This window comes from Marinospirillum sp., from assembly GCF_044810985.1.
Lineage (GTDB): Bacteria > Pseudomonadota > Gammaproteobacteria > Pseudomonadales > Halomonadaceae > Marinospirillum.
In genome coordinates this window covers 1928390-1954358 of the sequence record NZ_CP085242.1, presented here as the reverse complement: position 1 = coordinate 1954358, position 25969 = coordinate 1928390, and the positions used below count along the sequence as shown (strand labels likewise).

25 protein-coding genes are annotated in these 25969 nt (G+C 54.4%); 13 read left to right on the top strand and 12 right to left on the bottom strand.

From position 1 onward, the window contains the following. Positions 1 to 18: 18 nt before the first annotated feature. The 3 genes from arsJ to LG323_RS09155 all read right to left on the bottom strand — a co-directional run bounded on the left by arsJ (position 19) and on the right by LG323_RS09155 (position 2995). Positions 19 to 1242, bottom strand: a complete 1224-nt coding sequence (gene arsJ / locus LG323_RS09165) for an organoarsenical effux MFS transporter ArsJ (RefSeq protein ID WP_404415187.1) — start codon at positions 1240 to 1242, stop codon at positions 19 to 21. A gap of 255 nt (positions 1243 to 1497) precedes the next feature. After that, positions 1498 to 2496, bottom strand: coding sequence for an ArsJ-associated glyceraldehyde-3-phosphate dehydrogenase (locus LG323_RS09160; protein ID WP_404415184.1), 999 nt, complete (start codon positions 2494 to 2496; stop codon positions 1498 to 1500). Positions 2497 to 2572: 76 nt separating this feature from the next. Further along, positions 2573 to 2995: a hotdog domain-containing protein gene (locus tag LG323_RS09155; protein WP_310695295.1), complete on the bottom strand. Its 423-nt coding sequence runs from the start codon at positions 2993 to 2995 to the stop codon at positions 2573 to 2575. A 204-nt stretch (positions 2996 to 3199) separates the two neighbouring features. Here LG323_RS09155 and LG323_RS09150 point away from each other — a divergent pair, with 204 nt between their 5' ends. The 5 genes from LG323_RS09150 to phoU all read left to right on the top strand — a co-directional run bounded on the left by LG323_RS09150 (position 3200) and on the right by phoU (position 9962). Then, the gene (locus tag LG323_RS09150) at positions 3200 to 4177 is read left to right on the top strand and encodes a PstS family phosphate ABC transporter substrate-binding protein (protein WP_404415181.1); all 978 of its coding nucleotides are present in this window, start codon (positions 3200 to 3202) and stop codon (positions 4175 to 4177) included. 126 nt (positions 4178 to 4303) lie between these two features. Beyond that, the gene (locus LG323_RS09145) at positions 4304 to 6583 is read left to right on the top strand and encodes an ABC transporter permease subunit (RefSeq protein WP_404415178.1); all 2280 of its coding nucleotides are present in this window, start codon (positions 4304 to 4306) and stop codon (positions 6581 to 6583) included. Positions 6584 to 6604: 21 nt separating this feature from the next. Further along, positions 6605 to 8281 carry a phosphate ABC transporter permease PstA gene (pstA, locus tag LG323_RS09140; RefSeq protein WP_404415175.1) on the top strand — a complete coding sequence of 559 codons (1677 nt, stop codon included), beginning with the start codon at positions 6605 to 6607 and terminating at the stop codon, positions 8279 to 8281. A gap of 28 nt (positions 8282 to 8309) precedes the next feature. Then, complete coding sequence (gene pstB / locus LG323_RS09135) at positions 8310 to 9155, top strand: phosphate ABC transporter ATP-binding protein PstB (protein ID WP_310695201.1); 846 nt, start codon at positions 8310 to 8312, stop codon at positions 9153 to 9155. 30 nt (positions 9156 to 9185) lie between these two features. Continuing rightward, positions 9186 to 9962, top strand: a complete 777-nt coding sequence (gene phoU, locus LG323_RS09130; RefSeq protein WP_404415171.1) for a phosphate signaling complex protein PhoU — start codon at positions 9186 to 9188, stop codon at positions 9960 to 9962. Between the two features lie 71 nt (positions 9963 to 10033). Here the strand turns inward: phoU and LG323_RS09125 are convergent, their stop codons facing one another. The 3 genes from LG323_RS09125 to LG323_RS09115 form a co-directional block, all read right to left on the bottom strand. Then, on the bottom strand, positions 10034 to 10510 hold the full coding sequence (locus LG323_RS09125) for a peroxiredoxin (RefSeq protein WP_404415168.1): 477 nt from the start codon (positions 10508 to 10510) through the stop codon (positions 10034 to 10036). Positions 10511 to 10579: 69 nt separating this feature from the next. Then, entirely contained in the window at positions 10580 to 12535 is a 1956-nt protein-coding gene (locus LG323_RS09120) for a methyl-accepting chemotaxis protein (protein ID WP_404415165.1), read from the bottom strand. 132 nt (positions 12536 to 12667) lie between these two features. Beyond that, complete coding sequence (locus tag LG323_RS09115) at positions 12668 to 13210, bottom strand: hypothetical protein (RefSeq protein WP_404415162.1); 543 nt, start codon at positions 13208 to 13210, stop codon at positions 12668 to 12670. A 168-nt stretch (positions 13211 to 13378) separates the two neighbouring features. Here LG323_RS09115 and LG323_RS09110 point away from each other — a divergent pair, with 168 nt between their 5' ends. Next, positions 13379 to 14194, top strand: a complete 816-nt coding sequence (locus LG323_RS09110) for a response regulator (RefSeq protein WP_404415159.1) — start codon at positions 13379 to 13381, stop codon at positions 14192 to 14194. 9 nt (positions 14195 to 14203) lie between these two features. On the opposite strand, the gene phoR is transcribed toward LG323_RS09110, so the two are convergent. The 5 genes from phoR to LG323_RS09085 form a co-directional block, all read right to left on the bottom strand. Beyond that, on the bottom strand, positions 14204 to 15505 hold the full coding sequence (phoR, locus tag LG323_RS09105; protein WP_404415156.1) for a phosphate regulon sensor histidine kinase PhoR: 1302 nt from the start codon (positions 15503 to 15505) through the stop codon (positions 14204 to 14206). Between the two features lie 19 nt (positions 15506 to 15524). Next, entirely contained in the window at positions 15525 to 16214 is a 690-nt protein-coding gene (gene phoB, locus LG323_RS09100) for a phosphate regulon transcriptional regulator PhoB (protein WP_404415153.1), read from the bottom strand. Between the two features lie 79 nt (positions 16215 to 16293). Continuing rightward, entirely contained in the window at positions 16294 to 18102 is a 1809-nt protein-coding gene (locus LG323_RS09095) for an RNA-binding domain-containing protein (protein ID WP_404415150.1), read from the bottom strand. Positions 18103 to 18105: 3 nt separating this feature from the next. Next, a complete protein-coding gene (gene ubiA / locus LG323_RS09090) occupies positions 18106 to 18987 on the bottom strand; it encodes a 4-hydroxybenzoate octaprenyltransferase (RefSeq protein ID WP_404415147.1) in 882 nt (293 codons plus the stop codon). 4 nt (positions 18988 to 18991) lie between these two features. Further along, positions 18992 to 19561, bottom strand: coding sequence for a chorismate--pyruvate lyase family protein (locus LG323_RS09085; protein ID WP_404415144.1), 570 nt, complete (start codon positions 19559 to 19561; stop codon positions 18992 to 18994). Between the two features lie 70 nt (positions 19562 to 19631). On the opposite strand from LG323_RS09085, the gene LG323_RS09080 reads away from it, so the two are divergent. The 5 genes from LG323_RS09080 (at position 19632) to LG323_RS09060 (ending at position 23791) form a co-directional block, all read left to right on the top strand. Further along, entirely contained in the window at positions 19632 to 20786 is a 1155-nt protein-coding gene (locus LG323_RS09080; protein WP_310695191.1) for an FAD-dependent oxidoreductase, read from the top strand. Between the two features lie 64 nt (positions 20787 to 20850). After that, positions 20851 to 21210, top strand: a complete 360-nt coding sequence (locus tag LG323_RS09075) for an SCP2 sterol-binding domain-containing protein (protein ID WP_404415140.1) — start codon at positions 20851 to 20853, stop codon at positions 21208 to 21210. Between the two features lie 3 nt (positions 21211 to 21213). Continuing rightward, positions 21214 to 21996: a thermonuclease family protein gene (locus LG323_RS09070; protein ID WP_404415137.1), complete on the top strand. Its 783-nt coding sequence runs from the start codon at positions 21214 to 21216 to the stop codon at positions 21994 to 21996. Positions 21997 to 22142: 146 nt separating this feature from the next. Beyond that, the gene (locus tag LG323_RS09065) at positions 22143 to 22652 is read left to right on the top strand and encodes a hemerythrin domain-containing protein (protein WP_404415134.1); all 510 of its coding nucleotides are present in this window, start codon (positions 22143 to 22145) and stop codon (positions 22650 to 22652) included. Then, positions 22649 to 23791 carry an NnrS family protein gene (locus LG323_RS09060; protein ID WP_404415131.1) on the top strand — a complete coding sequence of 381 codons (1143 nt, stop codon included), beginning with the start codon at positions 22649 to 22651 and terminating at the stop codon, positions 23789 to 23791. Before LG323_RS09065 ends, LG323_RS09060 begins: the two co-directional genes overlap by 4 nt. Here LG323_RS09060 and LG323_RS09055 read toward each other — a convergent pair. Continuing rightward, positions 23788 to 24030, bottom strand: a complete 243-nt coding sequence (locus tag LG323_RS09055) for a hypothetical protein (protein ID WP_404415128.1) — start codon at positions 24028 to 24030, stop codon at positions 23788 to 23790. The two genes, LG323_RS09060 and LG323_RS09055, sit on opposite strands and share 4 nt — an antisense overlap. 89 nt (positions 24031 to 24119) lie before the next feature. On the opposite strand from LG323_RS09055, the gene dsbG reads away from it, so the two are divergent. Beyond that, positions 24120 to 25010, top strand: a complete 891-nt coding sequence (gene dsbG, locus LG323_RS09050; protein ID WP_404415125.1) for a thiol:disulfide interchange protein DsbG — start codon at positions 24120 to 24122, stop codon at positions 25008 to 25010. 12 nt (positions 25011 to 25022) lie between these two features. Further along, on the top strand, positions 25023 to 25832 hold the full coding sequence (locus tag LG323_RS09045) for a prolipoprotein diacylglyceryl transferase family protein (protein WP_404415122.1): 810 nt from the start codon (positions 25023 to 25025) through the stop codon (positions 25830 to 25832). Positions 25833 to 25969 lie beyond the last annotated feature (137 nt).

Sequence of the window (25969 nt, the reverse complement as noted above, 5' to 3'; positions counted from 1 at the left end):
CTCAGAAATACACAAAAGCTAGTTACTGAAGCTTTGCTGCTCCGGCCTGGGCAGTGCCAGGGCAATCAGTGCTGCCAGCAAAATAAACACAGCAGAAATGGTCAGGCAGGCTGCCAACCCGTAGACCTGAAAGACATAGCCGGACAGCAGGGTGCCCGCCAGGCGGCCCAGGGCATTGGCCATGTAATAAAAACCCACATCCAGAGAAACCCCGTCACTGCGGGCATGGCTGACAATCAAAAAGCTGTGTACGGAAGAATTGACGGCAAACAGAAGGCCAAAAGCCATCAAGCCTGAAACCAGCACCCAGTCGGCTGACCAGCCCAGTTGCAGACCCAGCAGGATATAAAGCGGCGTGAAGACCAATGCCAGCCCCCAGCCTGCGGTGGCCCCCCGACCGGGAATGCGCCCTCTGGCTTTGCCCGTCAGTCTGGGTGCCTGGGTTTGAACGATTCCGTAAGCAATCACCCAGGAAGCCATAAAACCACCCACCAGCCAGTGGCTCCAGCCCAGAGTTTGTGACAGGTAAACCGGCAGGGCCACCACAAACCAGACATCCCTGGCCGCAAAGAGGAAAAAGCGGGCCAGTGAGAGCACATTGATGGGGCGGCTTTTGGAAAACACATCCGTGAACTTCGGCCTGGCTTTCATGCGCCCCATTTCTTCCTTGAGAAGAATCAATGAACTGATCCACACCAGAGTCAGCATGATGGCCATCGCCAGTACAGCTCCGGCAAAACCCAGCCAGGTCAACAGAAGAGCACCGACAAAAAAGCCCAGGCCTTTCAGTGCATTCTTGGAACCCGTGAGAATCGCCACCCAGTGGTACAGCTTGCCCTGGGCATCGGCGGGAACCAGCGTCTTGATCGCGCTCTTGGCGCTCATCTTGTTGAGATCCTTGGCGATGCCGGACAAAGCCTGAGCCGCCATCACCCAGATCACCGTCAACCAGTCAGCCGGAACCAGTAACATGCCCAGGGCGATAATCTGCAGCCCCAGCCCGATATTCATCGTCCGGTTCAGCCCCAGCCTGGCTCCCAGCCAGCCACCAACCAGATTGGTCACCACCCCGAAGAATTCGTAAAAGAGAAACAACAGGGCAATCTGCAGTGGGGCATAGCCCAGTTGATGGAAATAAAGCACCACCAGCATCCGCAGCGCCCCATCGGTCAGGGTAAAAGCCCAGTAATTGCCGGTGATGATTAGATACTGTTTAACGCCGGAAGACAGGTTGGCCAGCATGATGAAAACTCGTGTCAGGTGTGTGCGGGATTATTACAGAGTACAAGCAGGGTTCACTAAGGCCGCTTTTGTGCGGTATTGCCGTTCAGGACGCTGTGAATACATCCCTGTAAGCTCTGGCAGAATTCATTCCTGATGAATCTCTGCACTTCCCACTTCCATGTGGGTCGGCTGCAACTTCCTGTTGCAGACAGCCTGAACTGGCAATCTCTCACCACGGCCTGGCATCGAGTCCTGTTGTAGGGTGTCGACAAATTAAAAACTGAAAGCCTTGCGCCCCAGTTCCACCAAGCGATTGGCATAGCCCCATTCATTGTCATACCAGGCATAGATTTTAACCTGGGTCTCGTTGATGATCATGGTGGACAGGGCATCAACAATGGCCGAACGAGGGTCGCCCTTGTAATCAATGGAAACCAGGGGTTTTTCTTCATAGCCCAGAATGCCGTGCAGTTCACCTTCGGCAGCTTCTTTGAGCAGGCGATTGACCTCTTCCGCCGTGGTGGCTTTTTCCACTTCAAACACACAGTCGGTCAGGGAAGCATTGGCCAGGGGAACACGCACGGCATGGCCGTTCAGGCGACCCTCCAGTTCCGGGAAGATGGCGGTGATGGCCTTGGCTGATCCGGTGGTGGTGGGGATCAGGCTCATGCCACAGGCGCGGGCACGGCGCAGGTCTTTATGCGGTGCATCCAGAATGGTCTGGGTATTGGTGATGTCATGAATGGTAGTCATGCTGCCGTGGCGGATTTTCAGGTTTTCATGAAGCACCTTCACGATCGGGGCCAGGCAGTTGGTGGTGCAAGAGGCGGCTGTCATCAAACGCTGTTCAGCAGTGAGCAGGTGATCATTGACGCCCACCACCAGATTGAGAACACCTTCTTCCTTGACCGGGGCGGAAACCACCACTTTTTGGACGCCTTGTTCCAGGTATTTTTCCAGCAGCGCGCGGGTTTTCATCTTGCCCGAGCACTCCAGAACCAGATCACAGCCGGACCAGTCAATGGCCTCGATGGTTTTTTCACGGGTGACCTGCAGACGCTTGCCATCAATCAGCATGTCGCCTTTCTCAGCCAGAGCTTCCCGATCCCAGGTGCCCTGTACGGAATCATAATTCAGCAGATGGGCCAGGGTTTCTGCATCACCGGCCGGGTCGTTGATCTGGACAAACTCAAACTCCGGCCAGCTCCAGGCAGCACGCAGAGCCAGACGCCCCATACGGCCAAAACCATTGATACCCACTTTGACGGTCATTGTCTCACTCCTGCTTTATATCTGTTTATGCGTACGCAAGAGTATAAAAGAAAGATGGCGGGAGTGTTACAGGTTTTTAGTGGCCGTTGGTGGCAGGCAGCGTCCTGATTCGCCCCTTCTCATCCAGTGCCACCATCACAAAAGAAGCCTCTGTGACTTTATAAAGAGTGGATTCATCCCTTTCATTGGGGGGTAATATCCAGACCTCAACATTGAATTTCATGGAGCTGTTGCCGGTTTCCACCAGTTGGGTGTGGATCTGCATCAGGCTGCCGGTGCGTACCGGGCAGAGAAAGTCCATGCTGTTGACGGCAACGGTAGCGGTGCGGCCATGAGCAAGTCGGGCAGCGGCCAGTTCAGCGGCCTGTTCCATCTGGGAGATCACCCAGCCAGCAGAAATGTCACCATGCAGATTGGTATCCTGGGGGGTGGCGACCAGCTTCAGCATCAGTTGGCCTTCGGGTGCGGGGTTATCTTCCAGTTCTTCAAGTGGGCTCATGGCGGTATCGCTCTTGTCGTTATTGGGCTGTTCGCAGCTGCGATATGGCATAGCTTACCTTCTAAAGTATACAAAGAAAATAAATCTCTGCTTTCATCAAACTGTCATTTAGGCGGCCTAAGCTGGCAAGCATCGGATCAAGATGTTTCCGAAACGCTGCCCAGGCAGCATCAATTTAGCTTGATTTATGAATCGGAGAAAACCATGACCATCAAACTGAAAGCACTGAGTGCAGCTGTAGGTCTGACTGCATCCCTGGTGGCCGGAATGGCTACTGCCAATGTCGAATCCGGCATTCCTGAATACACCAAAGCTAGCGGCGTATCCGGCAATCTGACCAGTATCGGTTCCGATACCCTGGCCAACCTGATGACCCTCTGGGCTGAAGAGTTCAAAAAGAACTACCCCAACGTCAATATCCAGATCCAGGCTGCGGGTTCTTCCACTGCACCTCCCGCTCTGGCTGAAGGCACCTCCAACATGGGGCCTATGTCTCGTCAGATGCGTGACAGCGAAATCAAGTCTTTCGAAGATGAATATGGTTACAAGCCAACTGCTGTCCCTGTTGCCATTGATGCCCTGGCGGTTTTTGCTCACAAGGACAACCCCATTAAAGGCCTGAGCATTCCTCAGGTGGATGCTATTTTCTCTTCCAACCGTCGTTGTGGTTACGAATCCGATATCGACCGTTGGGGTGATCTGGGCATTACCGGTTCTTTGGCTGATCGTACTGTTCAGCTGTATGGCCGTAACTCAGTGTCCGGCACTTATGGTTACTTCCGCAAGAATGCTCTTTGCGGTGGTGACTACAAAAACAGCGTCAACGAACAGCCAGGTTCTGCCTCTGTTGTTCAGTCGGTTTCCACTTCCCTGAATGCTATCGGTTATTCCGGTATTGGTTACCGTACTTCTTCAGTGCGTGCGGTTCCTCTGGCAGCAGCTGAAGGTGAAGAGTTTGTTGAAGCAACTCCAGCTAATGCGGCCAGTGGCAAATACCCCTTGTCCCGCTTCCTGTATGTTTATGTGAACAAGCGTCCCAACCAGCCGCTGTCCAAGATGGATCAGGAATTCATCAAGTCCGTTCTGTCTCGTCAGGGCCAGGAAATTGTACACCGCGATGGCTATGTGCCTCTGCCTGCCGCAGTCGTCAAGCGTGTCCGCAAGGATCTGCAAATCGACTAGGTCACCTGTGATCTGAGTTGAAAAAAGGAGAGCTTCGGCTCTCCTTTTTCATTTATTACAGTCTGTCATCTAAATGTCATACAAGTATCTTAGTCTGGCGCCAACGTAAATTCAGAAGGTTAGGTTATGAAGACAGCATCCTCGACCCTAGAGCGGGAGTTGAACTCTCCCAAAACACAACGAAGGCGCAAATTCCGGCATCTCAGCGATGGTGTAACCCGCTATGGCATTGCTGCGGGCGGCATCGGCGTTATTGTTGCCATCAGTTTGATCTTTTTCTATCTCCTTTATGAGGTGGTGCCTCTTTTTCAGGATGCTGAAATTGAAGAGATCAACCAGTATGGGCTGCAAACCTCCCAGGGAACCGGCCAGACTCTCCGGCTGGTTGCTGAAGAGCAAAATGAGGTCTTTGCCCGGATCACGGATACGGGGCAGGTAAACTTTGTTTCCGTTGCCTCCGGGAACCTCCTGGAAACGCTCAAGCTGCCTCTGGATGAAGGTCAGTCACTGACCAGTATTTCCCCGACCCTGCCGGGTGATGAGGTGCTGGTTCTGGGTCTGAGTGATGGCCAGGTTCTGCTGGTCGAGTTCAGCTTTAATGTTGAATTTGACGCTGAAGGGAATCGCATTGGCGTTGATCCGGAAATGACTTTTCCTTATGGCGAAGACACCCTGACATTGGATCCTGAAGGTCGGGCGTTGACCAGCGTGACCCGTCAGACCGGGCGCACGGGTTTCATTCTGGGCGGCCTGGTGGAAGGTGGACAGCCTCTGCTGAAAAAAGTCACCACGCGTGAAAACATGATGACCGGCGAGGTTGAGCTGACGGAACAAACCGCAGACTTGCCCGACAATCGCCTGTATCAACAGCTGTTGTTCAGTGAAGACCATATTTATACCTATGCAGCCAGGGCCGATGGCTGGATGGACGTTTTTAATACCCGCAAGTTGCAAGAACCTGAACTGATGCAGGAAGTCATGCTGGTTGCTCCCGGAGAGGAAGTGACCGACCTGCGTTTTCAGTTGGGCAGTGACTCCCTGCTGGTGGGTGACAGCCAGGGCCAGATCAGCCAGTGGATACTGGTCCGCAATGACGAGAATGAACAACGCCTGACCAATATCCGCACCCTCAAGCTGGGTGATGCGCCCATCCGGGTGATCGAACCTGAGCACCGCCGCAAGGGCCTGGTGGCAGTGGATGAAAACGGTCGTGTGGGTATCTACAACACCACGGCGGAAAACGAGGTCATTGACCGCCAGTTACTGGAAGCCGCTCCACGGGCTGCTGCCATTTCGCCGCGTGCCAGCCATCTGCTGCTGGAAGATGTCAACGGCAAGATGCACAGCTATGCCGTGGATAATCCCCACCCGGAAGCTTCCATGAAGGCTCTCTGGGGTAAAACCTGGTATGAAGGCTATGATGAGCCGGAATACATCTGGCAATCTTCCGGGGCCAGTAATGACTATGAACCCAAATTCAGCATTACCCCCCTGGCATTGGGTACTCTGAAAGCCGCTTTCTATGCCATGCTGCTGTCGGTTCCTCTGGCAATCTGCGGTGCCATGTATACGGCCTACTTCATGGCCCCTGCGGTGCGCAAGAAGGTCAAGCCGGTCATTGAATTGATGGAAGCTCTACCCACGGTCATTCTGGGTTTCTTTGCCGGTCTTTTCCTGGCTCCCTTCTTTGAACTCCATCTGCCCGGCATCTTTGCTCTGATGCTCTTGATGCCGGTCGGTCTGGTGGCCTTCGGTTATGCCTGGGCACAGCTGCCGGATAACCTGCGCTTTATCGTGCCTGATGGCTGGCATGTGATTCTTCTGTTACCGGTTGTGCTCTTGATTGGCTGGTTTTCCTTTGCCATGAGCCAGCCGCTGGAAGTGTTCTTCTTCGGTGGCGATATGCGCACCTGGCTGACCAATGACATGGGCATCACCTATGACCAGCGCAACTCCATCGTGGTGGGTTTTGCCATGGGCTTTGCAGTCATTCCCACCATCTACTCCATCGCCGAGGACGCTCTTTTCGGGGTGCCTAAATCCCTGAGTCACGGTTCGCTTGCCTTGGGCGCCACAGCCTGGCAAACCCTGGTGCGGGTGATTCTGCCTACTGCCAGCCCCGGTATTTTCTCTGCCGTGATGATCGGTATGGGCCGGGCCGTGGGTGAAACCATGATCGTACTCATGGCCACCGGCAACACTCCGGTGATGAACTTCAATATTTTTGAAGGCATGCGCACCCTGGCAGCCAATATTGCCGTGGAAATGGGTGAATCTGCAGTGGATTCCAGCCATTACCGCATTCTCTTCCTGGCAGCGCTGGTGCTCTTTGGCTTCACCTTTTTCGTGAACACCCTGGCCGAGCTGGTCAGGCAGCGTTTGCGCAAAAAATACAGCACTCTGTAAAGGCGGACACGGATCAAAATTATGAGACTTTCATTTAAAGACTGGACTAAAAGCGGTTCTCCCTGGATCTGGTTGAATGCCGGTGCCGTTGCCATCAGCGTCATTCTGGTGCTGGGTCTGATCGGTATTATTGCCATCCGCGGTCTGGCCCATTTCTGGCCTGCTGATCTGCAGCAATCCATGGCGACCGACCTGCAGGGTCAGAAGCGTATGATGCTGGGCGAAGTGGTCCAGAAAGAACAGGTCACGGCTGAGCAGTTGCGTGGTGCCGGCCATCAGGTGGATGTTGAAGATGACTTTCTGGAGCGCCAGTTGTTCAAGGTCGGCAACCGCGATCTTTATGGCTTTGATTTCCGCTGGGTACTGAGCCGTGATCTGGAAAATGTTGAATACCCCGAGCACGCCGTAGCTGTGGAAAGGCGTGAATGGGGCAACTTTTACGGCTACCTGCTGGAGATCAAGGAGCACGGCGAAACCATCGGTACCCAACCTCTGGGCGAAAACCTCCTCTGGGAGGAAGCCAAAGAACGCATCGATCGTGCGGTAGACATCTATTGGCAGATCCATTCCCTGGAAAAGCAGGATATCGGTGCCATTAATTATGAGCTGGAACAACTGCGTCTGGAAGAAAGACGCCTGGAGCTGGAAGGGCAGGATACCCCGGAAAACCTGGCGCAAATCGAAGAAGAGCGTCAGCACTGGGATCAGGAATACCAGGCGCTTTTGCAGCGGCTCAGCAAGCTGAATGAAGATTTTTCCCGTGACAGCTTTGTCATGCGCACCACCGATGGCCAGCAAATTGAAATCGGCCTGGACAATATTGTGCGCGCCTTCCAGCCCAACAGCATGAACGTGTTGGAAAAGCTGGGCCACTATGCAGCCAAGGTCTGGGAATTTGTTTCCGAAGACCCGCGTGAAGCCAATACCGAAGGCGGTATCTTCCCGGCCATTTTCGGCACCGTGTTGATGGTCTTGATCATGTCGGTGATAGTGACTCCCTTTGGCGTCATGGCCGCGGTTTATCTGCGTGAATACGCCAAGCAGGGTTTTCTGACACGCACCATCCGCATTGCGGTCAACAACCTGGCCGGTGTACCTTCCATTGTTTACGGTGTTTTTGGTCTGGGTTTCTTTGTTTATTTCGTGGGTGGCAGTCTGGATGAAATCTTCTATCCTGAAGCTCTGCCTGCGCCCACTTTTGGTACGCCGGGCCTGATGTGGGCCTCCCTGACTCTGGCTCTTCTGACTCTGCCGGTGGTGATCGTGGCAACTGAAGAAGGTCTGTCGCGTATTCCCCGCTCTGTGCGTGAAGGTTCTCTGGCACTGGGTGCGACCAAAGCGGAAACTCTCTGGCGTGTTGTTCTGCCCATGGCCAGCCCGGCCATGATGACCGGGGTGATTCTGGCCGTGGCCCGCGCCGCCGGTGAAGTGGCTCCGCTGATGCTGGTGGGTGTGGTCAAGCTGGCCCCCAACCTGCCGCTGGATGGCAACGCGCCCTTCCTGCACCTGGATCGCCAGTTTATGCACCTGGGTTTCCATATTTACGATGTCGGCTTCCAGAGCCCCAACGTGGAAGCGGCCCGGCCCCTGGTTTATGCCACGGCACTGATGCTGGTTGCTGTTATTGCCGCCCTGAACCTCACGGCTATCGCCATACGTAATCGCCTGCGCGAAAAATATCGCGCCCTGGACATGTAACTGATTGAATATTATTGAGGCAAGATCAATGACAACGAGTGAAAAACAACGCACGCATGGCATGAACATGGATGCCCTGGATCGGGACAGCGGTTCATCCGAACTGAAACTCAGCCAGGAAACGCCCTGCATCGTAACCCGGGATATGAATCTCTTTTACGGAGAAACCCAGGCGCTGAAAAACATCAGCATGGAAATTCCCAAAAACCGGGTCACGGCTTTCATCGGCCCCTCCGGTTGCGGTAAGTCCACACTGCTGCGTTCTTTCAACCGCATGAATGACCTGATTGATGGCGTACGCATCACCGGGGAAGTGAATATTGACGATCAGAACATCTATGATCGCCGAGTGGATGTGGCCGACCTGCGTCGCAGGGTGGGTATGGTTTTCCAGAAGCCCAACCCCTTCCCCAAGTCCATTTATGAAAATGTGGCCTACGGCCTGCGGATTCAGGGCATCAACAACCGCCGCATTCTGGATGAAGCCGTGGAATGGGCACTGAAATCAGCAGCAATCTGGGAAGAAACCAAGGATCGCCTGCACGAGTCAGCCCTGGGCATGTCCGGTGGTCAGCAACAGCGTCTGGTGATTGCCCGCACCATTGCCGTCAAACCGGAAATCCTGTTGCTGGACGAACCGGCCTCGGCCCTGGACCCGATTTCCACGCTGAAAATCGAAGAACTGATCCACGACCTGAAAGACCGTTTCAGCATCGTCATCGTTACCCATAACATGCAACAGGCGGCACGGGTTTCCGACTACACTGCCTTTATGTACCTGGGTGAGATGGTGGAATACGACAATACCGACACCCTCTTCACCAACCCGGCCAAGAAACAGACCGAAGACTACATCACCGGTCGTTATGGTTGATCTGGTTTCCAATGAATAGAGAAGATAGCGATGAAAATTAATCAAGAAGCACACACCAGCCATATCTCTCAAAAGTTTAATGAAGAACTGGAGGATATCCGCAGTCAGTTGCTGGAAATGGGCGGCCTGGTTGAAAAACAGGTTCAGGATGCCGTTGATTCCCTGGTTGACGGGGATTCGCGCCTGGCCAGTGAAGTCCGCAAGAAAGACAAGAAAGTGAACCAGCTGCAAGTGGAGATCGACGAGATCTGCACTCATATCCTGGCTCGCCGTCAGCCTGCGGCTTCCGACCTGCGCCTGGTGCTGGCGGTTATTCGTGCCACTTCCGATCTGGAACGCATTGGTGATGAAGCCAGCAAGATTGCCAAGGCCACCCTGCGCCTGGCTGAAGAAGGCACCTCACCACGCGGTTATATCGAAGCCCGGCATCTGGGCAGCCAGGTGCGCCAGATGGTGCAGGATGCCCTGAATGCCTTTGCCCGTTTTGATACCGCCCAGGCACTGGCGGTGCTGCGGGAAGACGACAAGGTGGATCTGGAATACCGTTCAGCCACCCGTGCGCTGATCACCTTTATGATGGAAGACCCGCGCTCCATTTCCCAGGTGATGAACATCATGTGGGTGCTGCGTTCACTGGAAAGGGTCGGGGATCATGCCAGCAACCTGGCGGAATATGTCATCTACCTGGTTGAGGGTGAGGATGTGCGTTACACCAAAACGGAAAAAATCGAAAAAGTGATTCGCCACGAAGAAGATGAAGTGGAAGGCAATTTGCTTGGTCAGGATCAGCCTGATAAAGACGAATAACTGCCTGGCATGAAACTCAGCGTCTGCGCCCCGGTTGAATCCGGTGGCTCAGACGCTGAGTTTTTTTGCGTTTAAAGTGCAGCCAGAACCGTTTCGGCACTGCTTTTATCCACACCCTTCTCATCAATGTTCAGCAGTTCAACCTTGCCGTCATTCACGATCATGGCGTAGCGCTGGCTGCGCTTGCCCAGTTTCATGGGCGTCAGATCCTGATCCAGCCCCAGCGCCGTGGCAAACTCACCCAGGCCATCGGACAGCATGGTGATTTCTTCGGCATTCTGGGATTTGCCCCAGGCATCCATGACAAAAATATCGTTCACTGCGGTGCAGATGATGCTGTCCACGCCCTTGGCCTTGATTTCATCAGCCTTGACGACAAAGCCGGGCAGGTGAGTCAGGGTGCAGCCGGGGGTAAAGGCACCGGGTACAGCAAACAGCACCACCTTCTTGCCAGCAAAAAGATCCTGGGTTTGTACAGCTTCCGGGCCATCTTTGCCCATCACCTGAAGTTCAACATTGGGTAGGGTTTCGCCCACTTGAATACTCATCTTTGCTGCTCCTTTTCTTAGTTGACTAAAACAGTCGGAATTTGCATGCAGCATAGCAGATGAAGCCTGTTAAGCCAGGACTTTCCGTACCCAATCAATGCGCTGGCTGACATCCCCCCGCAGTTGCTGGATGTTGTCCATAGCCTGGGCAGCCCCGGTTTCCATTTCTTTCATCTGCTGGCTGAAGGAATCCACCTGTTGATGCTGACGTGTGGAGAGCTGCTTGCCTTCACTGGCCGTGACTGAAGCCTGACCGGAGCGTTCACTCAGGTCTCTTGCTGTGGCCTGCATACGCACCGCCAGTTGTTTCTGGTTTTCCGTGGCCTGGCCGATGCTGGTGATTTTACTGCTCAGGCGTTCGGTGGTTTTATGCAGGGCTTCCAGCAGGTGGGTGGAGTGGCTGACGGCGCCCTGGGTTTTCTGGGATAGCTGGCGCACTTCATCAGCCACCACGGCAAAACCACGTCCCTGCTCCCCGGCTCGGGCTGCTTCTATGGCCGCATTCAGAGCCAACAGGTTGGTCTGGTCGGAGATGCTGCTGACTTCTTCCAGAATCCCCATGACTTCTTCCACAGCCTTGACCAGATCCTGGAGGGCCGCCTGGCCTTCATGGATGTCATCCAGAGCCTTGTCACCGGCCTGTACCACTTGCTGGGCACTGGTTTCACTGGCTTGCATGAGCTCTGCTGCCTGGCTGGCAAAATCATGCACATCCGTGGAGTTGCTGTTCACTTCCTCGGCCATTTCTTTGAGATTGAGGCTGAACTGACCGGATTCCTCCAGTTGCTGGCGGGTTTGTAAAAAGCTGCTGCTCATCTGCTCAAAGCTGCTTAGTACCTGTTCCAGAGTGGAGTTGACCTCTTGCAATTGGTTGTTCTTCTGCTGTTCCTTTTTCTGCATGCCGGCAATCAATTGGTTGAAGCGCTTGGCAATCCGCCCCAGCTCGGTTTTGTCGGCTTCCATGTCCACGGGTTCCAATTGCCCCTGTTTGACCAGACGGGTGAGGGCATTTTCCAGTTTGTGAAGGTTTCGGATCACGATCCGATGCTGGAAGATGTAGAGGAGCGCCGCCATGACCAGCAGCCCCAGCGCAAAAGCGAAGAACAGGCTTTTGACCAGACTTTCCACTTCGGTTTTATTCTGATGAACCTGCTGCTGACCCTGGCTGATGGCGGCTTCCAGGTCATCAATCAACTGGTTGACCGCTGTCAGGCTGGTTGTGCGGTCTTCTCGCCATTGCTGGGAGCGCTCCAGTTCGGCCGGATAACGCTGATGCAGATAGTTCAGCTGGCGCTGAATGCCATCGGCCAGCTCTTCCTGTTCCTCTTCGCTGCTGTCCGTGTCCCAGCCCATCAGATCGGCCATGGCATCCTTTTCCTGTTCGGGGTAAAGGCCCAGGCGCGGTAAAGTGGCGAGCTGTTCGAGTGCTTGCTGATAGTCGTTACGGGCGCTTTCCAAGCGGTCCAGGTAGTTGCTTTTACCTGAGTTCCAGTAATGCTCCCGATAGGTCTTGATGTAGGCCAGGTGTTGGCTGAGTTGGGCCTGTATCCGCTGGTAATCAAAGCCGGACTGGGGGTTCTGGGCAAAAGCCTGTTCAGCGTAATCCTCCAGACGATCCAGCTCAGCCAGAGCCTCGCGTTCATTCTGGTACAGAAGCCCCTGGGCATCCCCGGCCAGCTTGCCAGCCCCGCGGTATTCGTTGGTCAGACCATGAAGCAGAGCCTGGGTGGGTTCACTCAGGTTTTCGGCCAGCTGCTGGCTGGGGAGTTGGGGGAGTACTTGCGACTGAATCTGTTCCAGGTCTCTGACGGCTTCCAGGTGTTGGGAGGCATCGCCTTCATTCAGGTAAGTCTGGATCTTGGCCCGCAGGTCAACCGCAACCTGGCGGTGTAAATCCGAGTAGTTGAGGGTGGTGATGAAAGACTGGTTGAGTTGCCCCAGACCCCAGTACAAAGTGATGGCGAACCCTAGCGCCAACAAGGCAAGTAGAAGACTGGCCAGGCGGGTAATGGTCACTATCGGCATAAATTACTGCTCCACTAAAAGGTAGTGGCGGCAGGTTATGGCATTAATATTACAGAATTATGATTCAGATCAATAAAAAAAGCCCCGTCCCTGGGGCCTAAAGAGAGGCGTGAATAGGTGTGAAAGCCGGGCTTATTCGCCGTACAGCTTCTTGTACTTGGCGATGAGGGCATCGGCAGGCTTGCCTTTGGTGTCGCCATTCTGAATGAAGACCAGCGTTTCGCCATCCGGGCCGTCACCAATTAGGTTAAAGTGATAGGTGGCTTCAGCTTCGCGTACAGAATGGAAATCTTCCAGGGTTTCGGCAATATAAATACGGTTGTCACGCTTCAGTTCACCATAGAAACTACCTTCAAGTTCCTGGTCGCCAGTGTAGATGTTGATGAAATCAATGCTGCGCTGCTTGGCCTGGTCTTTGTCGAGACCAAAAACCAGGGTTTCTCCATTGGGGCCAGCACCAATGCGGTTCTGGTGAAAGGTGGGCTTGTTGCCTTCCACAGCAGCACGATACATATCGAAGTCATCGAATACATAGATGCGGCCATCATCATGATGCAGCTCAAAAAGTTGCTGTTCGGAGGCTGAGGAAGGCTCACCGGATTCCTGAGTGGCACAGGCGGTCACACCTGCCAGGGTCAGTGCCAGAAATGCTGCTTGAAGAGTTTTGTTTAGCATGTTGGGTATTCCTGTCAGTTGGGTCAGTTTTCAGTGACCCAAGATAAGCAGCCAGCATTGCAAAAGAATGACAGCAACAAGACAACTTGATGACAGTAGTGGAAGCACGACAGAGCATTAAAAAAGCATTAACATGTATTGATTGCAAACCTGTTGACTGAGTGGCCCATGAAGAAAATTCGCTTACTGACTGTGGATGATGACAAGTTTATTCGTCATCTGGTGCACAAAACCCTGCGCTCACAATATTCTGAGTTTGATATTCAGGAAGCTGAAAATGGTCGAAAAGCCCAGGCCATGCTGCAAAGGCACAGCTTTGATCTGGTGCTGTGCGACTGGGAAATGCCGGAAATGACGGGTCTGGAGCTGCTGGAATGGGTGCGCATGCAGACTCAACTGGAAGGTCAGCCTTTTATCCTGGTCACCAGCCTGGATAAAAAAGATAATGTGGTCAAGGCGTTGCAAGCGGGGGTGGATGATTACATTGCCAAGCCCTTCACGCCGGAACAGCTGTTCAACAAGGTCATGAAGCAGCTGGTTAAAAGCGGTCGCCTGACCCAGGAAGAAGCCGCCAGTATGGGTCGAAAAGAGCGCATCGCAGCCTCGGGCGGAGCCGAAGTGCTGGCTACCGGGGGAGGTGCCGGCAAACCCAAGAAGGTGCGCAAAGGCCCCAAAGGCAAGGCCCTGCTGGTATACGGAGAGGATAAAACAGCAGTCACTCTGCGGGAGATCAACAAACGCGAAGCCTTGTTGCTGGTCAAGCGTGAGGACATCCAGCCTGAGCTTGCGGGCCTGGTCAGCCTGGGCCTGGTGGCTGGCAGTGATGACGACCCCCTGAAAGTCAGCGTCAGGGGTTACATCTCCAGTTTGCAGCTGGCAGAACGCAACCCGAAAACCGCCAGCCTTTTTATACGCGTGCAGTTCTTAAAACAGGATGCAGAAACGGCAGAGCTTTTTGACCGGGTGCTGAATACACCCATCTAAAAACACTCTTCAGTCCTCATGAGACATCAGGTAGATACGCGTGATGGGCAAATGGCAACTGAAGCAGCTGCCCTGTCCGACATCACTGTTAATGCTGAGCCGCCCCTGGTGGCGCAGCATCACGTGCTTGACGATTGCCAGTCCCAGGCCGGTTCCACCCGTGCTGGTGGCACGCCCCTGATCCACACGATAGAACCTTTCCGTCAGACGTGACAGGTGTTTGGGATCAATGCCCGGGCCGTCATCAATGACTTCCAGATGGGCACCGGCCCGGTCATGGTACCAGCGCACCTGAATTTCTGTGCCGGGCGTGGTGTACTTCACCGCGTTGAATATCAGGTTGGAAAAGGCGCTGCGCAATTCCTTGTCGGAACCATAAACCCGCAATTGCCGATCAATATCCAAGCTGATTCTGTGCTCTTCACCTGAGAGTGCCAGGGCGTCCAAACGGATGGATGCCAGCAACTGATCGACGGCAACCGGTTCCACCGACACTTCCAGGTCACTGGTTTCCAGGCGGGACAGGGTCAGCAGGTCTTCGACCAGATGCTCCATGCGCGTGGACTGCTCCCGCATCAGGGTTAGACCCCTTTGCCATTTGGCAGGCAGATTGTCGGCATGATCACTGAAGGTTTCTAGGTAGCCGGAAAGGACTGTCAGGGGTGTGCGAAGCTCGTGGGAAACATTGGCGATAAAATCCTGACGCATTCTTTCCAGACGCTGCAGGCGGGTGAAATCACGCACCAGGAGCAGGCGATCATTTTCACCGAACTGAGTGATCTGGTATTCCAGAGTTCGACCTTCGGTAATCGGTGAAGGAAGAATAAGAGGTTCCTGGTAACGCTGCTTGTCAAAATAGTCGACAAAACGGGGTTCACGCAGCAGGTGAGTGATGGGGCTACCCTGGTCACTGGGGCTGCGCAGGCCGATCAGGTCCTCAGCGGCCCGGTTCCACCATTCCAGTTCGCCTCTGGCATCAATCATGATGACACCGTCTTTCAGCGCCTGACTGGATTCCTGTACCCGATCCAGGATCTGCTTCAGGCGATATTGGTGCCCCTGCTGGTGGCGTTGATAATTATAGAGATTATCAAAAATTTCACCCCAGACGCCCCTGGCTTCAGGGGGTTCTTCTTCCGGAGTTTGCTGCCATTTAAGCAGGCGCTTCAGCTGGTAGAGGTAGTAGCTGATGAAAAACAGGCTGACCGTGAGAGCCGCGGCCAGGGCCTGATCCCATATCCAGCCAATCCCGGCCGCCAGCAAAAGCCAGAAGATCAGGTGTTTTATTTCCTTGCGCAGCAAGAATGCCATGCAGTGAGATCCTTAATCATCAGTTATGTGTGGAAAAACGATAGCCTGTGCCCCGGACAGTTTGCACCAGATGCTCATGCTCTTCACCCAGAGCCTTGCGCAAGCGCCGGATGTGAACATCCACAGTGCGCTCTTCAACATAAACATTACCACCCCAGACCTGATCCAGCAGCTGGCTGCGTGTGTAGGCGCGTTCCTGGTGGGTCATGAAAAACTGCAGCAAACGAAATTCGGTTGGCCCAACCTCCAGGGGTTTGCCCTTGCCGGTGACCCGGTGACTGACTGGGTCCAGGCGCAGGCCTTCCACTTCCACCGGGTCTTCAATACCGGGTGGGGTGGCGCGGCGCAGCACAGCCTTCAGGCGGGCTACCAGCTCACGCGGTGAAAAAGGCTTGGTAATGTAATCATCAGCACCGGCTTCCAAACCCAGTACCTTGTTGTCTTCTTCACTGCGGGCCGTGAGCATGATGATGGGAATATCCGCAGTGACGGGATCACGCTTCAAACGGCGAGCCAGTTCAATACCGCTGGTGTTGGGTAACATCCAGTCGAGCAGAATCAGATCCGGTTGTTTGTCCACCACCTGCGAATGTGCCTCGGTGGCATCAGCGGCTTCCAGCCAATCGTAATCAGCCATTTCCAGGGCGACGGCAATCATCTCCCGAATAGGGGCTTCATCATCTACGATTAAAATGGTTTTGTTAGTCATAAGGGTTTCCTGTGATGCATCCGGCTGTTTCAGCATCATTACACGCCTTATAAATGACAATAAGATGACAGCGAGCTATTCATGCCGTATAAGCCTGGTCACTGCGGTTGGGTTTGTCCGGGTAACGCAGTGCCAAGCGACCTTGCGCAACCATAGGTGACAGGAAGCGATATCTCAGACTGTCCGGGTTGCGTTGTACCAGATGGGCCAGTTCGTTGCGTGTTAACCAGCGACCACGACAAAGCTCAACCAGAATTTCCTGCATGTCTTCAGGTGGCAAGCGTTTGTTGTTTCGAGCGGGCTGGGCAAGCTTTTCCAGTTCCTGGAAATTTGCGTTATGTGCGGAGCTATGTACGGAGTCAGTGGATTTATGTGTGGAATTAAGTACGGAGCTGGAAGCTGGATGGTCTGGCAGTTGGTAGCGAGTCCAGCGTCCACGCCCTTCTTGTTCCAGCATGCCTCTGGCAACCAATGTCTGCAAAAGCCCGGTTACGTCCCGTGCATGGCAATGGGTGATCTGCTGTAACCTGAGATTATCCACACTGCCTTCAAGGTCAGCAGTAACCAGGGCTTGTACTTCAAGTTTTGAACAGGCTTTGAAAGTGTTTCCAAATAGCTTCTGAAGACGCTCAAGTGAGCTGTCAGGAATCAGGCTCAGCATAGGGAGTACCCAGCGTACCCGGTCAGGCTGAGTCAGCTCCTTGACCAGGGGTTGCCGCCAGTGCTGTGATTCCCAGCCACTGCGTATTTTGTCCACACCGGAACCTGCTTTTTCTGCAGCGCCTAACATGAGAAACATGGTTTGCAGGGACTTGTTCCGGCATTCACTGATGTTGCCCTGTAGTAGCTGGTCAAGGGAAATCAGTAAGGTTCCAGGATTGGTGAAAATAAAGCGATCACGGTGCTTTTCCACCAGGATGCCACCTATGCCCTGATAATCAGCATGGATCAGAGCATTGACGAGTGCCTCGCGAATGCCTTCGTGAACGGGGCCTTCACCTTTACGAAACAAGTCCTTATCCAGGGCGAAAGGAAGCTTGAGATCCTCGGTCAGGCGTAGAACAACTTTAAGATAGAACTGGAACAGATTGGCATGCCAGGTGCCGTCGGGGTGCAAACGGTCGCTCCAGCGCTCATCAGGATCATCGGTCAAGATTTCTCGGTAATCCAGATGGTAGCCGGGCAAAGCTTCACGCAAGGCTTCGTCACGGCCAAACATTAACAGACCGGCCAGGGTCAGCCCCTGTTGCCCGGTTTGACGATCAAGACGCCAGCCCCCAAGCTTCTTTAACAAGCCTTCGTCATTTTCACTTAACCAGGGGTGGGTCGGTTTGTGGGAGGCAAAACGCTGTCGAAATTGCTGTAGGCTGGTCGTATCCAGATCATCCAGCGTGAAATTATTCAGAAGACGGCTATCTGCGGGTTCTTCAGAGCGGTCAGCCAGAAGCCTGCCAACCTCCTGCTCGGTACTTTTGTAGTCACCTTCGTAATTGCGTCTATAGGTGCCGCTCAGTGGATTGTTGCCAAGAAATACGGGGCGTTGGTGGCGAGTAGCACGGGGAATACGGATTGCCAGCAGCTGACCCTCTGGTCGATCCAGCAAGTGAACATCCTGATCCGTCAGCAGGTTGATACTGATTTTGCTTTTATTATTGACCGTATCCCAGAAAGACTTTTTAAGTTTGGTTGCATCGGTCAGGCCTGTGATTTTGCCGTTATCTTCAACACCCAGCAGAATAATGCCGCCATCAGTATTGGCCATGGCGCTGTAGGTTTCCCATAAGCTTTTAGGGAGTCCGCCTCTGGCTGATTTTAGCTCGAGGTCATTGCTTTCAACCCATTCCAGGGCCTGTATCAGTTCCAGCGGATTGTGGGGTGTCACTGACATACATCACCTCAGCAAGTAATCCAATGCCAGACCCAAAAATACCAGCATGCCTGCGTAGTGGTTGTTCAGGAAGGCTAGCAGGCAGGGGCCGCGTTGGCGATCGCGGATCAGCCATTGTTGCCAGACAAAAAGGCCTGCCATGAGGGCCAGACCCAGAAAGAAGTAAATCCCACGCTCAAATGCCAGTCCTGCTGTTGTCAGCAGGAGCAGGGTGCAGGCTTGCAGTAAGCCTATGATCAGACGGTCATAATTACCAAAGAAAACAGCAGTGGATTTGATGCCGATTTTCAGATCATCGGGGCGGTCTTCCATGGCGTAGGCGGTGTCATAGGCGACAGTCCAGACCAAGTTGGCGGCAAAAATCAGCCATAAAGCCGGCGGCAGGCTGTTGGTCTGGGCGGCAAAAGCCATGGGGATGGCCCAGGAAAAAGCAGCACCGAGCACCACTTGCGGAAAGTGGGTGTAGCGTTTCATGAAAGGATAGCAGGCGGCCAGGGCCAGCCCGGCGGGAGTCAGCATCAGGGTGAGGGGGTTGGTGAAAAGCACCAGGACAAAAGCCGCGAGAGACAAAAGCATAAAAAGCACGATGGCTTCGCGGGCGCTGACTTCACCCGTAGCCAGGGGCCGGTTGGTGGTGCGCTCCACATGGCCATCAAAATTACGATCGGCAAAATCATTGATCACACAACCTGCTGCGCGCATAAAGATGACGCCCAGGACAAAAATCACCAGTACATCCAGATCAGGCAGACCTCCGGCAGCAAACCATAAAGCCCAGAGGGTAGGCCACATCAGCAGCCAGGTGCCAATGGGGCGATTCAGGCGCATCAGCCGGATAAAGGCTGGCAAGCGCTGATACCAGGGGGTGTCGATGGCAGAAGTCATGCAACTAGTCTCCAAAAATACCGGTGGCCGGGAGTTTTAGCCGGGTCGCCATGGCAGGCAGGTAATGCTCGGCAACCAGCAGGCGTAAAGAGTCACTGTAAAAACAGGAAGCCCGGCCCCAGAGGCTGGGAAAAGGCAGTTGGCCCGGTGCGCAGAATTGCAGGTTTCCTCTTTGAATGTGAGGGTTGGCAAACAACAAGTGCCCCAGAGCTTGGTTGCCAACCTGGGTCAGGCGTCGCAGCAGACTGCCCCGGCTGTCCAGAGGCAGCAGCGAACGTGCAAACACCCAGGGCTCTTCATCCACTTCCAGCAACACCTGCCGCACCCAGATGCGTTGGTGATCAATCGCCAGCCACTGCCTTTCAGTTTCCTGAATCGGCAATACCCCTTGATTGAGGATGCGGACTTTAAAGGAAGACCCGGCATGACCTTGTAAGCGACGAGTCAGAGAGCCTTCCTCCTTCAGCCAGCTGCGCCAGGGGCCGGAAGGGGCTCCGGTCAGGTGAGCGGCTTGATGCCAGACCGGTGCCGGCCAGCCGTTGAGTTGCTGCAAGTGACTTGGGTTGACTGGCATGGTGGGCGTGTACCCTCTCCGAGGCTTTCATCTATAATGCTGTGGATTCTAACACAGCGCAGGAGTTTTGATGTCCACCGCAACCGAGACTAAGCCACTGATTATTATTGGCTCAGGGATGGCTGGCTACCAGCTGGCCATGGAAATACGCACCCGCCAACCCAGGCTGCCGTTACTGCTGATCACCCAGGATGCCGGACACTTTTATTCCAAACCCCTGCTTTCCTCTGCCCTGGCAAAAAACCAGGCACCCGAGCAGCTATCCATTGCCTCACCGCGTGACCAGGCGGAAGCCCTGGGCATTCAAATCATCACTCATGCCCAGGTGAACAAGCTAGACCCGACTCGTCAGCAGGTGTATCTGGACGACCAGAGTTATGCCTACTCGAAACTGGTGCTGGCTTTGGGTGCTGAGCCTCAACATTTGCCTGCCCCACCGGAAGCCTTGTTCAGCATCAATGATCTGGAAGACTATGAAGCCTTTCGCAGAGAGTTGGCAGGCAAGAAAAAAGTCCTGGTGATCGGTGGTGGTCTGGTCGGGGTGGAAATGGCTCAGGATCTGCTGTCTTCCGGTTTTGAAGTAACCCTGATTTCGCGCAGCAAACATCTGCTACCCAACCTGTTGCCACCCCAGGTTGCCCAGCCTCTGCAAGCCGCTCTGGTTGATAAGGGCCTGAAGCTGCTGACGGAAGAAAGCTTTAAGCTGGTTGATGGTCAACCCGGCGACTGGCAGGTGGAGCTGGAATCAGGCCTGCTGCTGGAAGCGGAAATGGTCATCAGTGCTCTGGGTTTGCAGCCTCGCACCCAACTGGCTGCAGAAGCCGGTCTGAAAACCCGCCGGGGGATTTGCGTCAACCGGCAGTTGCAAACCTCGAACCCCGATATTTATGCCTTGGGTGACTGTGCGGAAATTGCAGGCCATAACCTCATGTACGTGCAACCCCTGATGGCCAGTGCCCGCACTCTGGCCGCACACCTGACGGGAGAAGAGGTGCAGCTGGAATTGCCCCCACTACCCGTGCTGGTGAAAACGCCCAGTTGCCCCGTGGTGGCCGCACCACCACCCACTGATGCCGAAGGTGAGTGGAGCTTTGATTTGCAGCCTGATGCCGCCGAAGGCCAGTTCCGGTCACCGGAAGGCCAGCTGCTGGGTTTTGCTCTTTCCGGTAAGGCGGTGCGTCGCAAGGTTCAGCTGGTCAAAGAGATGCCGCCTTTATTGGCGTGATCAGCTGACATTTTCAAACAATTGTTTTAATGTGGCCTCTCTTTTTACTTTTGGTGTGACCAACATGCTGCGATTGAAATTTTTACTCTGGATGCTGGGCCGGTTGCTGAAAAAAGCCTACAAGGCGCAACCGGAAATGCGGGAAAAGCTGGAAAAAGAACCTCTGAACTTTGTGATCAAAACCCGGGACTGGCAGGGACGTTCTTTCCAGTTGCAGCCTCAGCAGGTCAGCAGCCAGGCCGGTGATCTGGAGCAGGCGGACATGAAGCTGATTTTTCAGTCGGCTCAGGACGCCTGGAAGACCCTGACCAGCAAAGACAAAAATGCCTTTATCAGGGCGATCCAGGATGGAGAGGTGAGGATAGAAGGCGATCCGAAAAAGCTTTTTCAGTTGCAAGGGCTGATGAAGTACCTCAAGGTGTAAACCATGTTAAAAAAAGGGTTGGGTGTTGGCGCTTGTATTCTACTGCTCTTCAGTCCGCTGGTTCTGGCAGAAAGCTGCCCGATCAAGCAGCTTGATCAGAAAGTGGCGGTTTCCCATGTTTATGATGCCGACACCCTGACTCTGGCCGATGGTCGCCGGGTACGCCTGATCGGTATTGATGCCCCCGAACTGGGGCGCGGAGGTGATGCCCATGAACCCTTTGCCCTGGAAGGTCGGGACTATCTGCGTGGGCTGATGGAAAAAGCCGGTCATCAGGTTCTTGTTCATCAGGGTGAAGAAAAACAGGATCGTCACGGGCGTTTGCTGGCCTATCTCTTCCTGCCCGATGGGCGCAATATCAACCGTCTGCTGCTGGAACAGGGCTATGTGATGCAGGTGTTCATTGCCCCGGATACCGACTATGCAAAATGCCTGCAAAGCCATGAGGATCAGGCCCGACAGCAGCGCCTGGGCATCTGGTCCCAAAAAGAATACCAACCCGGTATTCCTTCCAGAGCAGTGCCGGATTCCACTCAGGGAGCGGCCATCGTTCGCGGACGGGTCGTTCGTATTGGTGAAAGTCGTGACAATCTCTGGATCAACCTGGAAGGGCGGGTGGCTTTGCAGATTCCCAAGGCGGACCTGGAGCGCTTTGATGAAACGCAGCTCAGAAATCTTGAAGGTCGCCGGGTTAAAGCCAGGGGCTGGATAGTCAGGGAAAACTCCCGTCATCACGACTGGCGTATGCGGGTCAATACTGGCTTGGCACTGGATATGCCTGACTAAGGGTATAAATAACCCTTTCAAGGTTTTTTATACCTGATTGAGTCGGGTGCAATGAACCCCTTCCTGCCTCCAACCCCCGTCAATCCGGTTGGCACGCAAATTGATAGGTCTTGTCTGAGAAAGAAAACCCAATTGCGGAGTCAGCCATGATCAGTAGCGTTTTACCTCAGGAATGGACAGAAGAAACCACCGACACCTTGATCGACCATCTTCTGGAAAACTACCACACCCGGCATCGTGAACATCTGCCACAACTGATTGATCTGGCTCGAAAGGTTGAAGCGGTGCACGCCGAGCATCCGGAATGCCCCAATGGTTTGACCCAGTACTTGATTTCCATGCAGCAGGAACTGGACAGCCACATGATGAAAGAAGAGCAAATCCTCTTCCCCATGCTGCGCCAGAATTTGTTTGCTCGTGCCCACGGGCCGATCAATGTCATGCAGATGGAGCACGAAGAGCATAATCAATCACTGAAACGCCTGCTGAATCTGACCCGCTTATTAAAGCTGCCCAGTAATGCCTGTATGACCTGGGCCAAACTCTATGATGAGCTGGGTTGTTTCGTGGATGAGTTGACCCAGCATATCCAGTTGGAAAATGAAGTCTTGTTTGCAGGCAAAACCTCCGATGCCTTGTCAGGAGTAGAGCAGTGAAATCAAGTTTGTTCAGTTTGGGCTTTCGGCCTTTTTTTCTTTTGGCTGCCCTGGGCGGCAGCGTCATCATGCTGGCCTGGCTGGTGACCCTGATGTACGGCTATGCCTGGCCGGGAGTGCAGGACCCAGTGGCCTGGCACCGCCATGAAATGCTGTTTGGTTATACCGGCGCGGTCATCGCGGGCTTTCTTCTGACCGCAGTGCGGCGCTGGACGGGGCTGAGTACACCGGATGGCTGGCCTCTGGCGTTGCTGGCAGCCGTTTGGGTGGCAGCCCGCCTAACCCCTTTGCTGACGGACTGGACCTGGCTGTATGTACTGCTGGATCTGGGTTTCTGGGTGGGTCTGTGGATCAGCCTCTGGCCTGCACTGCATCGCGCCGCCCTGCATAACCGGGTTTTTCTGTTGTTGATTGCAGGTTTGTTGGTGGCGGCCGCTTTAAGCCACAGCTTTACGTTGGGCTTGGGGAATTTCTGGCTCGGTCACCTGGGCGCGCATCTTGGCCTGGATTTCCTGCTGATTATTATGCTGGTGGTCGCCGGGCGGGTGCTGCCATTCTTTATACAGCTGGGTTTGCAGCGCCCTGCCTTTCCACGCGTGGCCTGGCTGGAAAAACCTTTTCCCCTGTTGCTGGCAGCTTTGCTGGTGGTTGATTTGACTCTGCCACTAACCCCCTGGGCGGGCCTGATGAACCTCTTGCTGGCAGCCTGGCTACTGCCCCGTTTGTATCTCTGGCATGACCGGGGTATCTGGCGAGTGCCGTTGCTCTGGAGCTTGTATCTGGCCTACGCCTGGTTGCCGGTTGGTCTGGCTTTGCGCGGGCTGGGCATGCTGGATCTGGTCAACCCCTATGCCGGAATACATGCTCTGGGCGTGGGCGGTATCGGCCTCTTGACCCTGAGCATGATGAGCCGGGTCAGCCTGGGGCACACGGGCCGACCTTTGCAGCCTTCAAAATGGATTGTTCTGGCTCTGGTCTTGATGCTGGGAGCAGCACTGGTGAGGGTGTTTACGGTCACCTTGCTGGGTTCGACGGCTTACCTGCTTTCGGCCAGCCTGTGGATCGCCGCGCTATTGCTTTTCCTGGGGGTTTATTTGCCGATTCTGACTAAGCCCCGGCCGGATGGACAGCCCGGCTAGTTTTCCTCTTCATCTTCAAGGAGCAGTTGGCGGCGTCGCTCCTGTTCCTTGAGAAAGCGCTTGTTCTGATAACGGCGCAGCAAGGCAATAACCAGAGCCACAGCGATCATCACCCCCAGTATGCGAAGCTGCCAGTAACCGGCCTGGGCGCGACCCAGCCAGGTCTCCAGCAGGATAATCAGGGTGAAGCCGACAGCCTGGGAAATAATGGCCCAGAAGCGTAAAGGGTCTTGCAACATGGTTACCTCGAAACTTGAATTCTGTACGCAGGCGACAGCTTGGCTTAAACTGACATCTTTAGCTCAGTTTACCGGAGGTTCTTCCTTTCATGTGCACTTTTGCCCGAATACTTCCAGCTGCTTTTTTGGTTGGCAGTCTGTTTTTTCCTGTTGCCTTGTCAGCAAACTTGCCTTCTGAAACGGTTCCTGTACCGGGTGGAGTGCCCGAAGCTGCAGATGAAAACCTGTCCACGGCCATGGAATATCCTGAGCCGATCAAGCATTTGGAAAACCAGGGCCTGGAAATTGTACGCAGCTTTCCCGTGGGTCAATCTCTGGTGGGCTGGGTCGTGAGCTTTGAAGGTAAGGATCTGGTGGTTTACACCACGGTCGATGGTGACTACCTGATCAATGGCATCGTTCTGGATGCCCAGGGTGTAGATTTGACGGAAGAACACCAGAAAACCTGGCTGCCAAGACCGGAATGGGATGACCTGGAAGACGCTCATTACCTGACCGAACCCAGCCTCTATGAAAATGAAGAAGGACAACTGGAAACCCGCACAACCCTGTATATGTTTTTTGATCCCAACTGCCCTTTCAGCCAACTGGCCTGGCTGGCTTTACAGCCCTACCGTGAAGCCGGAGCACAAATCCGCTGGGTGCCGGTGGCTTACCTGAAACCCGACAGCCGCCACCGCACTGCAGCCCTTCTGGATGCTGCCAACCCGGAAGAATTGCTGGCCCTGAACATGAACAACTTCGGCCAGCCCAGCCCCGAGTTGGATGTACCCCTTGAAACCCATCACCGTGAACAGATGCAGGCCAATATGGATCTCATGCAATCCCTGGGAATCAATGGCACCCCCGGCTGGGTGTGGATGAATGAAGACGATGAACTGACAACCCACTCGGGTATGCCGCGCCTGCCACGTTTGAGCGAGATCACCGGGCTTCCCGAACAGGAACATCCTGAAACCGAACTGATGCGCTACAGGTAAACAGGAAACTCTATGGATGCCATAACCCTCGGGCCACTGCTGCTGCCCTACAGCCGACTTCCCGGTGTTCTTGCCCTGATCCTTCTGCTGTTGGTGAGTGAGATCCTCGATAAAAAACACCCCGGCCTGGCCCGTTGGGGCTGGATGACCGCCGTGATAGGAGGTTTGGGGGGGCGCTTGGCGTTTGCGGCAATGAATCCCTCAGCCTACGTCGATGAACCCTGGTCACTGGTGTATTTCTGGCAACCCGGCTACAGCTGGTGGGGTGCCCTGCTGGCTGCGGTAGTCTTCAGTGTTTGGTATTTTCGCAAACACCCAGCCTTGCGTACTTCGGGGCTGATGCTGCTGGTTGCTTCCAGCCTGGTGGGGCTGCTGACACTGGTTTTGTTGCCTCAATCCGATACGGGCGAACAGTTACCGGAGCTGCTTCTGCACGACCTGGAGGGTGAAGAGGTCAAACTGAGCAGCTACCAGGGCCAGCCTCTGGTTGTGAACCTCTGGGCCACCTGGTGCCCACCCTGCCGCCGGGAAATGCCCATGCTGGAAAGCTACGAAGACGATGAACGCCTGCAGGTGGTCCTGGTCAACCAGGGGGAATCCCTGCTGGCCGTCACAGACTATTTGCAGGAGGAGCAACTGAGCTTCGCTAATGTACTGCTTGATCCAGCCCAAAAAACCATGAATGAATACTCCGCCCCCGGCCTGCCCGCCACCCTCTTTTATTCCGCCGAAGGAAAACTTGTCGACCGACATTTTGGTGAACTCAGCCGCGGCCAGGTCGAAGAGTTTCTCCGCCGCCACGGCCAGGGTCTGGACAAATAAAAGGCAGGCACCTACAATGCCTGCCTCACCAAAAACCGCCCTTAGCTCAGCTGGATAGAGCGCGGCCCTCCGGAAGCAACGATCACCGGAAAAATGGCTTTGGCGAGCAACGATCAGGAAAGTAAGAGTTTAAAATC